We start from the raw sequence: 12,818 nt of genomic DNA, 5'->3' as shown, positions 1-12,818 counted from the left end.
GCGCCTCACGTCCCACGTCCTGCGCCCCCATCGGCGGCAGCCGCTCTGGCACTCGCCTAAAATCGCCGGTTCCGCCTGAGAAAGTGTTCCCCCCATGTCGTCACCCGCACGCAAACTCTTCGTTACCACCGCCCTGCCGTATGCCAACGGCAACTTCCACATCGGCCACATCATGGAATACATCCAGGCCGACATCTGGGTGCGGTATCAGCGAATGCAGGGCAACGCGGTGAATTTCGTGGGCGCGGACGACACCCACGGCGCACCCATCATGATTGCCGCCGAAAAAGCGGGCAAGACACCCCAGCAGTTCGTGGCCGACATCGCCGCGGGCCGCAAGCAGTACCTGGACGGTTTTCACATCAGCTTTGACAACTGGCACAGCACCGATGCACCCGAAAACCACGAGCTGGCCCGCCAGATCTACCGCGACCTGCGCGACCGCGCCGACGGTGGTCTGATCGAGGTGCGCACCATCGAGCAGTTCTTCGACCCCGAGAAGAACATGTTCCTGCCCGACCGCTACATCAAGGGCGAATGCCCCAAGTGCCACGCCAAGGACCAGTACGGCGACAACTGCGAGGTCTGCGGCTCGGTCTATGCACCCACCGACCTCATCAACCCGTTCTCGGCCCTGTCGGGCGCCAAGCCCGAGCTCAAGCACTCCGAGCACTTCTTCTTCAAGCTCTCTGACCCACGCTGCGTCGAGTTCCTGGAAAAGTGGACGCAGGACGGCAAGCTGCAGCCCGAGGTGGCCAACAAGATCAAGGAATGGTTCACCGTCCGCACCAACCCCGACGGCACCACCAGCGAAGGCCTGGGCGACTGGGACATCAGCCGCGACGCGCCCTACTTCGGTATCGAGATCCCTGATGCACCCGGCAAATACTTCTACGTGTGGCTGGACGCGCCCGTGGGCTACCTGGCGTCGCTGAAGAACCTGCTGGAAAAGCGCGGCGAAAGCTACGACGCCTACATGGCCGACCCGGCCATGGAGCAGTATCACTTCATCGGCAAGGACATCGTCACCTTCCACACGCTGTTCTGGCCCGCCATGCTGCACTTCAGCGGCCGCAAGACACCCAACAACGTCTTTGTGCACGGCTTCCTCACGGTGAACAACGGCGAGAAGATGAGCAAGAGCCGCGGCACCGGCCTGGACCCGCTCAAGTACCTGAGCCTGGGCATGAACGCCGAGTGGCTGCGCTACTACCTGGCCGCCAAGCTGTCGGCACGCAACGAAGACATCGACTTCAATGCCGAAGACTTCATGCTGCGGGTGAACAGCGATTTGATCGGCAAGTACGTGAACATTGCCAGCCGTGCGGCAGGCTTTTTGACCAAGCGCTTTGACGGCAAGCTGACCAGCGATTTCGGAACCACCGGAGCCGCCCTGCTGGCCGAGGTGCGCGGTGCGGGCGATGCCATCGCACAGATGTACGAAACGCGCGAGTACAGCAAGGCTACGCGCGAGATCATGCAACTGGCCGACAAGGTCAACGCCTACGTGGACCAGAACAAACCCTGGGACCTGGCCAAGGACGCCGCCAACAACGAGGCACTGCACCAGGTCTGCTCGGTGCTGATCAACACCTTTGCCACACTCACCCGCTACCTCTCGCCCGTGCTGCCCGGCCTGGCCCAGGCAGTGCAGTCGTTTGTGGGGGTGGACATGCAGCAATGGAATGTGGCGGGCAATGTGCAAGCCATCCAGCCCTACCAACACCTGATGCAGCGCGTGACCCCTGAGCAGCTTGAGGCCTTGTTTGAGGCTCCAGCGCAAGCAGAACAAGCGCCAGCAGCTACAGAAACCGTAGCAGCCAGTGCCAACCCCGGCGGCGAAGAACTCGCCCCCACCATCACCATCGACGACTTCACCAAGATCGACCTGCGCATTGCGCTGATCGTGAACTGCGAAGCCGTGGAGGGATCGACCAAGCTGCTGCGCCTGACACTGGACGTGGGCGAAGGCCGCACGCGCAACGTGTTCAGCGGCATCGCCAGCGCCTACAAGCCCGAAGACTTGGTGGGCAAGCACACCGTGATGGTGGCCAACCTGGCCCCGCGCAAGATGAAGTTTGGCGTGAGCGAAGGCATGGTGCTGGCCGCCAGCCATGGCGACGAAAAAGCCAACCCCGGCATCTACGTGCTCAACCCCTGGCCTGGCGCCACGCCCGGCATGCGCGTGCGCTGAACGCCACGATTGGCACCAACGACAAGGCCCTCACTCAGAGGGCCTTTTCTTTGGAGGGATTGCGTGCGATGTGCAATCCAAGCTCCACGGCCCCTGGGGACCGCGCACCATCAACCGCCCGCGTACCGCCCCGGGCGGTGGCTGATCCACAAAAACACGCCCATCACCACGGCGGCCAGCACCGAATAGAACACCCGCTCCAGCGGCACCACAAACAGGGCCAGCAGCAGCACCACGCAGTCAATCACCAACTGCACCTTGCCCGCGCGCACGCCGTAGCGGTTTTGCATGTACAGCGACACGATGGTGGCGCCCCCCAGGCTGGAGCGGTGCCGCGCCAGGAACAGACAGCCCGTGCCCAGCAGCAGCCCGCCCAGCAGCGAGGCAAACAGCGGATTGATGTAGCTGACCTGCATCACATGCGGGAACAGCTCGGTCAACAGCGACAGCAGCGCCACGCAAAGGAAGGTCTTGAGCGTGAACTCGCGGCCCATGCGCGTCCAGGCGAACCAGTAAAACGGCAGGTTCACCACAAAGAACAGCTTGCCGAACGAGATGTCGGTGACGTAGTGCAGCAAAAACGCAATGCCCGCCGTGCTGCCGATGAGCAACCCCGCCTGGTTGAACAGCATGAGCGCCATGGCCACAAACAGGGTGCCCGAGAACAGGGCTTGCGCATCTTCGTAAGTGCCGTGGCGCAAAGACACCACGGGGCCCGGGGCGGGCGGAATGCCGGATTCAGCAGGAGACATGGAAAAAAACTCTTGATTTTGAAAATGGAGGGCCAGGACCTTGTGAGCCCCAACGCCATTGGCCCCTGTCACGGGAGCACGAGAACACAAGCAAGCAGCGCGCCAAATGCCAGCTTGCCCAGTGGCATGCAGCGCCCAGCGCCGCAATTGCTATCAAATAAATAGCTTCTAGCGCTTATGGTTAAAGCGCTAGAGCCTATTTTCTTCTATTTTCAAAATCCAACAGCGCACCGGGCCCTATTTGCCACCGCCCTTGAACTCAGGCGCATCCAGGTCGTCACCGGTCTGGGTGCGGACCACGCGCAAGTCCGGGCCGTGCACCACGGTGAACACTTTGGGCGAAGGGCTGCCATCGGCAAAGCGCCAGTCCACTGCCGTTTCATTTTTGAGGGCGTAGTGCGCCGTCTTGGCAGGCTTGCCCAGCAGGCGGCGCACCTCGGCCATGGGCATGCCGGGCTGCACCCGGGCAAAGTTGTCGGGGGTCAGCACTTGGCGCACAGCGGCCACCTTGCCATCGGGCCCCAGGGTGATCATGTAGTTGACCTGGCCTGCAGGCTGGCGGTTGTACTCCAGCGTGCGGCCCCCATCGGCCTCGTTCCACACGTTTTCAGGCGCGCCAAAGCGGTCGCGCACATCGGCCTCGGTCGATTGGCCCGGTTGCAGCTCGCTGATGCGCTGCGGATCGCAGCCGCTGGCAGTCAGCAAAACCAGGGCCGCGAAGACGGGGGTCAATGCGGCGGAGACTGCGGCGGTGACAGCGCTTTGGGCGCGTCGAAAAAATGGCATGGCGTCGTCCCGGTAAAATCCAGCAAAAGAGGTTAACAGTCCATGTCCATTTTCCGCCGCCCCGATTACCAATCCGACGCTACCCAGTTCATCAACCAGCTCAAGGCCACCAAGCCCGAGCTGGACCAGCAACAGCAGACAGGCCGCGCCCTGCTGTGGGACAAGCAGGTCGACCGCACCCTGTGGGGCGACTACCGCCAAGGCCAGGTTGCCCAAAAGCCCTACGTCTACCAGACCAACGCGGACTGACGTCTTGCGGCTGGCAGTTGCAACGAAATTGGCACCTAGCGCTTGTACAAAAAGCGCTAGAAGCTACACATTTCATAGCAAATCATGAGCAACGCCAGCCCCCAGCCCGCCGCCGACGTGGCAGATGCCCTGGCAGCCACGGCGGCCAGCGGCATGCCCAATGTGATCGACCAGGTGGCGCTGGCGCGCCTGTATGGCGAGCCGCTGTTTGCGCTGCCCACCGACCTGTACATCCCGCCCGACGCGCTCGAAGTCTTCCTCGAAGCCTTTGAAGGCCCGCTGGATTTGCTGCTGTACCTGATCCGCAAGCAGAACTTCAACATCCTCGACATCCCCATGGTGGGGGTCACCAAGCAGTATTTGGTGTACGTGGACGAGATCCGCAGCCGCAACCTGGAGTTGGCGGCCGAGTATTTGCTGATGGCGGCGATGCTCATCGAGATCAAGTCGCGCATGCTGCTGCCGCCCAAGAAGCAGGCCGAGGGCGAGGAGCCCGAAGACCCGCGCGCCGAGCTGGTGCGCCGCCTGCTCGAATACGAGCAAATGAAGATGGCCGCTGCCCGCCTGGGGCAGCTGCCGCAGTACGGCCGCGACTTCCTCAAGGCCCAGGTCTACATCGAGCAAAGCCTGCAACCGCGCTTTCCCGATGTGCACGTGGTGGAGCTGCAAGACGCCTGGCGCGACATTCTGAAACGCGCCAAGCTCGTGCAGCACCACAAGATCACCCGCGAAGAACTGAGCGTGCGCGAATACATGAGCATGGTGCTCAAGACCCTGCAAGGCCGTCGCTTTGTGGAGTTTGAAGAGCTCTTCGAGCCCGCAAAAGGCAGCACCGTGCTGGTGGTCACGTTCATTGCGCTGCTGGAGCTGGCCAAAGAGACGCTGATCGAGATCACGCAGGCCGAAGCGTTTGCGCCCATTTACGTGCGCCTTGCTTACACCCCCGTATGACACCCCCTGAGCGGCTACGCCGCGTCCCCCTCTCTCGCTGCGCACGCGAGTGAGGCCGCCGGTAACCTGCAGGAAAATTCTGCTCCACAAGGCCCCCCGGTATGGGGACAGAGGGGGCACCGCTCTGCCAACATCCAAAAAGACCTGCGAAGCAACGCCTGAGGTTTCCTCGCCAATGAGGCCATCCGAAATGTGATCAGAAAAAGCAAAGGCCTGACTCAGCAGGCCTTTGGCGTGGATCTGCACACAAAGTGCAAACGCGTCACATCGTCGTTATGAAGGCAGCCTGCGCCGCAGGATGAGCATGCCCGAGCCGGAGAGCAGCAACGCCATCAACGCAATCCCCCATTGAGCCAAAGTGGGGATAGCGGAGGCGTTGCCCGGCGCTGCTGCCAACGGCACCGCGAGGGCCACGGGATCAACGATCTGACCATTTTGGTTCTGGTCGTCGTCGCCTGTCTCGCCGTCCTGCACCGAATACGTCACCCGATTGCCGCTGATCGTTGCCGGCACAGTGAACCACTTGTTCACAGCACTCGGGCTATGTTTCAACAGGATGGCATTGGGGGGCACCGGGTCCGCGTAAGTCAGGGTCACAGTCAGCGTGCTGTGCACATCACAACTGCTAGCCGTAAATTCAAACATGCCCTCAGGGAAGGTGTACCCGTTGGGCGGGGCAGTAGAGGCTGCGCTGGTGCCCACAAACTGGGAGTGCGTAAAGGTGCAGCTGTCGCCGCCGCCGGTGAAAGACGCCGTCGCGCTGCCCGAGCCCGTACTGGTCGGTGCGCTGTAGGTCTTTTTGGCCACGACGATGGTGTAGGGCTGGCTGATCATGAAGGGCGCGCCGGTCCCCGTAGAGCTGTCAGTTGCCCGGATGGTGGCGTTGAATGTGCCAGCCGTGGTCGCAATGCCGCTGACAACGCCCGTGCTGCTCAGCACCAAGCCGTTGGGCAGAGACCCCGAAGACACGACGTAGGAGTAGGACGCCGTGCCTCCGGACGCCGTGATGGTCTGGTTGTAGTTCGAGCCCGTCTCCGTGTTGGGCAGTGTGGAGGGGTTTAGCGACAGCGTAGGAAACCCTACGCTGAAGCTGTACGAGGCGCTCCCGGTGGAACCATTTCCATCCGTTGTCTGCACTGTGAAGTTGAAGGAACCTGCGGCAGTGACTGTGCCAGCGATAACGCCCGCAGAAGACAACGTAAGGCCGGGAGGCAGCGCGCCCGCAGTGATCGCGAACGAGTACGGCGCAGCCCCGCCCGCAGCGGAAAGATTCTGGCTGTAAGCCAAACCGACTACGGGAGCGGGAAGGGTGGACGGTGACACGGTCACCGTGGGTGCGGTGATCGACCAAATGAAGGACCGACTTCCAGAGTAAGGCCCTGTGCCGACCGATGAGTCTGTCGCTGTCACGGTGAAGTTGAGTGTTCCCACTGCCGTAGGATTTCCGCTGAGGACTCCGGTTGCCGTGTTGAGGATGACGCCTGCTGGCAAAGAACCCGCCGTAATTGCGTAGCTGTAGGGCGCAGTGCCACCGCTGGCAATGAACGCCGTGCTGGCTTGCATTCCCACCGAGATGGGGCTGATGGTGGAAGGAGAAATCGCTATGGTCGGTGCGGCCACGGTCAACGTATAGGACTTAATAACGGAGTACGGTGCTCCAGACCCCGTGGTGCTGTCAGTCGCAACGAGGTCGAACGTCACCGTCCCTGCCGAAGTCGGCGTGCCAGAGAGGATGCCTGTGTTTGTCGCGAAGCTCAGGCCAGTAGGCATGGAACCCGCTGTCACGTTCAGGCCGTACGTGTAGGGGGCATTTCCGCCGGAGGCGGTGAACGTCTGGCTGAAGGCAGCCCCAACTAACCCGGAGAGCGCGCCAGATGCCGGAGCCAGCGACAGCGTGGGCGCGGTGATCGACCAAGTGAAGGCCCGACTCCCAGAGTAAGGCCCTGTGCCGGTCGATGAGTCTGTCGCGGTTACGGTGAAGTTGAATGTTCCCGCTACCGTAGGATTTCCACTGAGGGCTCCCGTTGCCGTGTTGAGACTGACGCCTGCTGGCAAGGAACCCACCGTAATTGCGTAGCTGTAGGGCACAGTGCCGCCGCTGGCAGTGAGTGCCGTGCTGGCTTGCGTACCCGCCGAAATGGAGCTGATGGTGGTAGGAGAAACCACTATGGCCGGTGTGGCCACCGTCACGGTGTAGTTTCTGGCACCCGTGTACTGGTTGGCATCGGTTGCCGTGACCGTGAAGGTGTAGCTGCCGCCTGCGGTCGGCGTACCAGAGAATTGACCGGCCGGAGCAATAGACAGGCCGGGTGGCAGACTGCCCGCAGCCGAATAGGTGTAGGGCGCCGTTCCACCCGACGCAGTGAAGGTCTGGCTATAAGCCGTACCGACTGCGGCCGCCGGGACCGTCGCGGGTGCCACCGTGATCGTCGGCGCACTGATGCTCATGGTCAACGAACCGCTGTTTTGCACGTACGGCCCAGAGCCCGTACTGCTGTCCGTCGCCTGGATGGTGAAGTTGAAACTGCCTGGGGTCGTCGGAGTGCCCGAGATCACGCCATTGGTGCTCAGCGTCAACCCCGGAGGCAAAGCCCCACTGGCCACGGTGTAGGCGTAAGGAGCGGTGCCGCCCGAGGCGCCCGCCAGCGACTGGCTGTACGCGGATCCGACGAACCCGCTGGCCGGGTTGGTGGGGGCGTAGGTCTGCGAAGGCGCCGAGACCGCCAGAGACAGGGTTTGGCTCGCCGTGCTGTACTGACCCGCGCCAGTGTCTGCGGCGGTGACTTGGAAAGTGAACGTACCCCCTGCGGACGGCGTGCCGCTGAGCGTGCCGGAGCTCGACAACGTGATGCCTGCAGGGAGGCCACCCGAGGTCACGGTGTAGGTGTACGGGCCGCTGGCACCAGACGCGCCTGCGAGGGACTGGCTGTAGGCAACGCCCACGGTGGCAGCACTGGGTGACGCGGGGTCGTAGTGCAACCAGCGCGCATAAAGGGTGAGATTTTGGGAGATGTTGAACGTATCGCCCGGCAGGTAGGTCGTGCCGCTCCCGTCCGCAGCGGTGTTCCAGCCCGCGAAGGCCGCCCCAGTCTTGCTCAGCGCTCCAGTGTTGCCAAGCACCACCACGGTTGATCCGTCCACATACGGGCTGGCGGGGTCCGTCGGGGCCGATCCGCTGGTGTTGACATTGCTGTTGTAGGTGATGGAGCTGGGTGGAAAAGTGACGTAGTCGGTGCGCAAGCCTACCGAGTACTTGGTCGTACGAGGCGACGCACCGGGATTGCTGTGGATGACCGACAGACTGGTGTTGGCGGGCGCGACCAAGTAGACGGTTTCAGAGAATACGTCATCGTTTGCCAGCCCGTTGGTCAGTTCTGGGTTCACCGAAGCCGACGATGTAAACCCCTTGACCCACGTGGACTGACCCGACGGCCTGCCATAGACGTTGAAGGCGAAGGAAGATCCTGCGTCCGTAAATATGTCGTCGGCATGCATGACCAAGAAAAAGAGGTCACCCTGCAGATTTTGCGCAAGACTGTTGCGGGAACTAGAGAAAAGAGCATCCTTCCAGGCTAGCCCGTCATCGACGATCAATGCATTGGCACTGTTAATGGTGGTCCAGGTGCCACCAGCGTTGGTGAGCATGCCAATACGGAACGTCGTAAAAGACTGATCCTCAATGAGCAGATGGGCTACTCCATTGGCACCGACCGCCAGTCCGGCAACACGAAAATTGTCTCCAGGGACAGGATCGAGCGCTTTGGTAGAACTGGTCCAATTGTTGGAATCGGCGTACCAGATGGTTTGTTGATCGTTGCCGGTGTAAGCCAATGCAAGGCGGCCATCCAGCCCAGCCACAAAGGCGTTGAGCGTTAGCTTATTGCTGCTAACGCTCGAGTTGCCGCTGGCCGCCACCGTATCGGTAAACCCGCCAGCGCCGTTGTCCCTGGCAATGTGAATGGTTTCGGTCTTGGCAGGGTTGTCGTTGCGCGAATAGGCGATGGTTACCCTGCCCGTTTGATCGATCTGCAAACTGGGATCCACCCATGTGATCGGTTGTTGGGTCCAGGGGGTTGGCAGCGCTTGGGTATCGAGCGTCTTGGCCGTCGACCACGCGTTGGAACTGTATTGGAGATAGTAGATACCGGTGTGGACTGCATACTTGTTGTTGGTTGCGTCAGGCGCTAATGACATCCCAACAACAGCGACATGGATAGCGCCGCTCGCATCGACAGCGAGGCCAAACGCCTCATAGTTCTCCGAAGCAATCGCGGTGCTGGGCGTCGGCAGGGTAGTAACCGATTGCCAGGTGGTATCTCCACTGAGCAATCGATAAATGAAAATGCCTGCGTCACGCTTCAAAGCTATATAAGTATCCCCATTGGGCGCTATTGCTGGTTGTGCCAACTGAAGAGAACTAGTAGCCGTCGGCAGTGAGCCTGTCGACACCGCGGCGTGCGACGCCGCCGGAGCTAATGCAGACGCCACAAGCGCTGCAAACCACACTGCTGCAGCGCGCAGCTGCAAGGCCCTAAGGCACAGAGCCGCACAGGCCAAGGATGTCTTCAATGCGTGGGTGAAAGACGAAGTCGTTTTGCTAGGTATTAAAGCAATTGAGCAATCGAAGGCCATAGGATCAGTCGCACTTTAATAAAAGATCACAGCAGCGTATCACTCTGTAACCAAAAACGTCGTCTCCGAGGTAACAAACCAACGCTTTATCAAGCGAGAACAACACCTACATTTGGGTGCATCACACAACGAGACAGAAACGATCACCCTTTTCTCCACCTCGTGGATACCAATTCGGGCGCGGGCCGCGCTGCCTCCTGCTTGCGCAGCAGACCGTGCTGATGGCTGAAACGCCCATGCGCAGAGGAGATTCTGCAAATAGAATCGCAGCGCCACTCCAGCTACTGCTTCGCGTCTTGCTCATGTTCAGGGCACTTGGAGAACTCAGCGCTTCCCACCTGCGCAGACATCCGCTGGACTCATGTGCAGGGCGGTAGCAATGTTCCGATTCTTGTTGATGAGCATCACATTCTCCCGGCGATCTCACTCCGGCACACCATTTGACACGGCTAGCAGATGGCAAATATTGACTTCTCACACCACTTGTCTTGTGACACGCGTCCCAGTGAGTGGCATTTGACCAGTTGAATCCTCCAGTGCCACGTGCCCAAAGCGGCGCCCCTTCCAAAGCTAACAAGGACACCCTTTGGCATCCCACGACTTCGACGTTCTCATCGTAGGCAGCGGCCTCGCCGGTCTCTCGGCCGCCCTGCACCTGGCGCCCACGCACCGCGTGGCCGTGATCACCAAGCGCACGCTGCAGGATGGATCGAGCGGCTGGGCCCAGGGCGGTATTGCCGCCGTGCTGGCCGATGACGACAGCTTTGCCGCCCACATTGAAGACACACTGGTGGCGGGTGCGGGCCTGTGCGACCTGGCCACCACGCGGTTTGTGGTGGAGAACGCGCCCGCATCGATCGCCTGGCTGCGCCAGCTGGGCGTGCCCTTCACGCTCGAAGGCGACCAGTTGCACCTGACCCGTGAAGGCGGCCACAGCGCGCGCCGCATTGCCCATGTGACCGACGCCACCGGCGCAGCCGTGCAGCGCACGCTGATGGACGTGGTGCGCAGCACACCCGGCATCACGCTGTTCGAGCAGCACACACTGGTGGACCTGATCACCACGCGCAAGCTGGGCTTGCCGGGCAATCGCTGTCTGGGCCTGTACGCGCTCGACAGCGACACCGACGAGGTCGTCACCTTCCGCGCGCCGCAAACCATCCTGGCCACGGGCGGCGCGGGCAAGGTGTACCTCTACACCACCAACCCCGACACCGCCACGGGCGACGGCATTGCAGCCGCCTGGCGTGCGGGCTGCCGCGTGGCCAACATGGAGTTCATCCAATTCCACCCCACAGGGCTGTACCACCCGCACGAAAAGTCCTTCCTCATCAGCGAGGCCGTGCGCGGCGAAGGCGGCAAACTGCTGCTGCCCCCATCGGCGGGCGGTACGCGCTTCATGCTCGACCACGACCCGCGCGCCGAACTGGCCCCGCGCGATGTGGTGGCCCGCGCCATCGACTTTGAGATGAAAAAGCACGGGCTGGACTGCGTGCACCTCGACATCTCGCACCAGAGCCCTGCGTTTTTGCAGGAGCACTTTCCGAACATCCTCGCGCACTGCGCGTCGCTGGGCATCGACATCACCAAGGAACCCATCCCCGTGGTGCCCACCGCCCACTTCACCTGCGGCGGCGTGCTGACCGACCTGGCCGGTCGCACCGACCTGCCGGGCCTGTACGCCGTGGGCGAAGTGGCCTGCACCGGCCTGCACGGCGCCAACCGCCTGGCCAGCAACTCGCTGCTCGAATGCATGGTGTTTGCGCGTGCGGCCGCCCAGGCCATTGCCGCCGCCCCCACCTCCACGCTGCCTGCCGTGCCCGCCTGGGACGACAGCCGCGTGACCGATGCGGATGAGTCCGTCGTCATCTCCCACAACTGGGACGAGCTGCGCCGCTTCATGTGGGACTACGTGGGCATCGTGCGCACCAACAAGCGGCTGGAGCGCGCCGCCCACCGCATTGCCATGTTGCAGGGCGAGATCCAGGAGTTCTACGCGCACTTCCACATCACACGCGATTTGCTGGAGCTGCGCAACCTGGTGCAGGTGGCCGACCTGATCGTGAAAAGCGCCCAGCTGCGCCGCGAAAGCCGGGGCCTGCACTACAGCCGCGACTACCCCGACATGGCGGCCCCCGCTGCCCCAACCCTCTTAGTCCCTCCGGTACCCCGATGACCTACAGCGTCAAAGAAATCTTCTACACCCTGCAAGGCGAAGGCGGCCAGGCGGGCGCGCCCGCCGTGTTCTGCCGCTTTGCGGGCTGCAACCTCTGGACGGGCCGTGAGCAGGACCGCGCGCAGGCCGTCTGCCAGTTCTGCGACACCGACTTTGTGGGCACCGACGGCACGCTGGGCGGCAAATTCGAGACGGCTGCACTGTTGGCGCAAACCATCGCCGCGCAATGGCCCGTGGGCGCAGGCCACCGCCTGGTGGTGTTGACCGGTGGCGAGCCCCTGCTGCAGGTGGATGCAGCACTCATCGACGCGCTGCACGCGCAGCAGTTCCGCATCGCCGTCGAAAGCAACGGCACCGTGAAGGCGCCCGAGGGCATTGACTGGCTGTGCATCAGCCCCAAGGCGGGCGCCCCCTTTGTGCAGCGCAGCGGGCAAGAGCTGAAACTGGTTTGGCCGCAACCCGGGTTCGACCTGCCTACGCTGGAGCAAAACACCGACTTTGCCCACCGCTACCTGCAGCCCATGGACGGGCCCCTGCAACGCCAAAACACCGCCCTGTGCATAGACACCTGCATGCGCCACCCCGCCTGGCGCCTGAGCCTGCAAACCCACAAACTGACCGGGATTCGTTGATCCGACGCCATTGCGGACTCCCACCTTCCTGCTCCCGTTGAACCGGCCTCTGCCCCTTTTTTGCCATGCAACTGACCATTCGCCAACGCTTTTTTTTCGATGCCGCGCACACCCTGCGCCGTGAGATCGAGGCCGAGGGCAGCCGCCGCATCCACGGCCACACCTACCACGCCGAAGTGGCCCTGACCGGCCCACTCGACCCTGCCACCGGCATGGTGCAAGACCTGGGCCATTTGCGCGCACGCCTGGCCCAAGTGCGTGAGCAGCTCGACCACCACTTTCTCGACGAAGTGCCTGGCCTGGGCGTGCCCACGCTGGAGCACCTGTGCCTTTTCATCGCCCGTGCCGTGGCCGACCTGCACCCCAGCCAGGTGCGCGTGTGGCGCGATGCCGTGGGCGACGCGTGCACGCTGGACCTGCCCCAGGCACCCAGCGCCTGACCCAGC

General features: G+C 62.4%; 9 protein-coding genes. 6 read left to right on the top strand and 3 right to left on the bottom strand.

Going from position 1 to position 12,818, the window contains the following annotated elements:
* Window positions 1–94 precede the first annotated feature (94 nt).
* A complete protein-coding gene (gene metG / locus CLU88_RS22430; RefSeq protein WP_099658499.1) occupies window positions 95–2,194 on the top strand; it encodes a methionine--tRNA ligase in 2,100 nt (699 codons plus the stop codon).
* Window positions 2,195–2,304: 110 nt separating this feature from the next.
* Here metG and CLU88_RS22425 read toward each other — a convergent pair whose 3' ends face one another.
* Window positions 2,305–2,946 carry a YitT family protein gene (locus tag CLU88_RS22425; RefSeq protein ID WP_099658498.1) on the bottom strand — a complete coding sequence of 214 codons (642 nt, stop codon included), beginning with the start codon at window positions 2,944–2,946 and terminating at the stop codon, window positions 2,305–2,307.
* A 237-nt stretch (window positions 2,947–3,183) separates the two neighbouring features.
* Entirely contained in the window at window positions 3,184–3,732 is a 549-nt protein-coding gene (locus tag CLU88_RS22420) for an outer membrane protein assembly factor BamE (protein ID WP_199173491.1), read from the bottom strand.
* A gap of 42 nt (window positions 3,733–3,774) precedes the next feature.
* On the opposite strand from CLU88_RS22420, the gene CLU88_RS22415 reads away from it, so the two are divergent.
* Both CLU88_RS22415 and CLU88_RS22410 read left to right on the top strand, forming a co-directional pair.
* The gene (locus CLU88_RS22415; protein ID WP_099658497.1) at window positions 3,775–3,981 is read left to right on the top strand and encodes a DUF3460 family protein; all 207 of its coding nucleotides are present in this window, start codon (window positions 3,775–3,777) and stop codon (window positions 3,979–3,981) included.
* Window positions 3,982–4,065: 84 nt separating this feature from the next.
* Window positions 4,066–4,932 carry a ScpA family protein gene (locus CLU88_RS22410; RefSeq protein WP_369827682.1) on the top strand — a complete coding sequence of 289 codons (867 nt, stop codon included), beginning with the start codon at window positions 4,066–4,068 and terminating at the stop codon, window positions 4,930–4,932.
* A 273-nt stretch (window positions 4,933–5,205) separates the two neighbouring features.
* Here the strand turns inward: CLU88_RS22410 and CLU88_RS22405 are convergent, their stop codons facing one another.
* Entirely contained in the window at window positions 5,206–9,294 is a 4,089-nt protein-coding gene (locus tag CLU88_RS22405; protein ID WP_158235629.1) for an IPTL-CTERM sorting domain-containing protein, read from the bottom strand.
* Window positions 9,295–10,150: 856 nt separating this feature from the next.
* Here CLU88_RS22405 and nadB point away from each other — a divergent pair.
* The 3 genes from nadB to CLU88_RS22390 all read left to right on the top strand — a co-directional run bounded on the left by nadB (window position 10,151) and on the right by CLU88_RS22390 (window position 12,812).
* Window positions 10,151–11,740 carry an L-aspartate oxidase gene (gene nadB / locus CLU88_RS22400; protein ID WP_099658495.1) on the top strand — a complete coding sequence of 530 codons (1,590 nt, stop codon included), beginning with the start codon at window positions 10,151–10,153 and terminating at the stop codon, window positions 11,738–11,740.
* A complete protein-coding gene (gene queE / locus CLU88_RS22395) occupies window positions 11,737–12,372 on the top strand; it encodes a 7-carboxy-7-deazaguanine synthase (protein ID WP_099658494.1) in 636 nt (211 codons plus the stop codon). Before nadB ends, queE begins: the two co-directional genes overlap by 4 nt.
* A gap of 65 nt (window positions 12,373–12,437) precedes the next feature.
* Window positions 12,438–12,812 carry a 6-carboxytetrahydropterin synthase gene (locus CLU88_RS22390; RefSeq protein ID WP_099658493.1) on the top strand — a complete coding sequence of 125 codons (375 nt, stop codon included), beginning with the start codon at window positions 12,438–12,440 and terminating at the stop codon, window positions 12,810–12,812.
* Window positions 12,813–12,818: the final 6 nt, after the last annotated feature.

The sequence above is a fragment of the Acidovorax sp. 56 genome (genome assembly GCF_002749705.1).
Taxonomy (GTDB): Bacteria; Pseudomonadota; Gammaproteobacteria; order Burkholderiales; family Burkholderiaceae_C; genus Acidovorax.
Note: the sequence above shows the minus strand (reverse complement) of the source record. Positions and strands in the feature narration are given on the sequence as shown.

Coding starts and splice junctions, on each gene's coding strand:
- CLU88_RS22390 (WP_099658493.1), top strand. CDS start 12,438: ATGCAACTGACCATTCGCCAACGCTTTTTTTTCGATGCCGCGCACACC.
- queE (WP_099658494.1), top strand. CDS start 11,737: ATGACCTACAGCGTCAAAGAAATCTTCTACACCCTGCAAGGCGAAGGC.
- CLU88_RS22410 (WP_369827682.1), top strand. CDS start 4,066: ATGAGCAACGCCAGCCCCCAGCCCGCCGCCGACGTGGCAGATGCCCTG.
- CLU88_RS22415 (WP_099658497.1), top strand. CDS start 3,775: ATGTCCATTTTCCGCCGCCCCGATTACCAATCCGACGCTACCCAGTTC.
- CLU88_RS22420 (WP_199173491.1), bottom strand. CDS start 3,732: ATGCCATTTTTTCGACGCGCCCAAAGCGCTGTCACCGCCGCAGTCTCC.
- metG (WP_099658499.1), top strand. CDS start 95: ATGTCGTCACCCGCACGCAAACTCTTCGTTACCACCGCCCTGCCGTAT.
- CLU88_RS22425 (WP_099658498.1), bottom strand. CDS start 2,946: ATGTCTCCTGCTGAATCCGGCATTCCGCCCGCCCCGGGCCCCGTGGTG.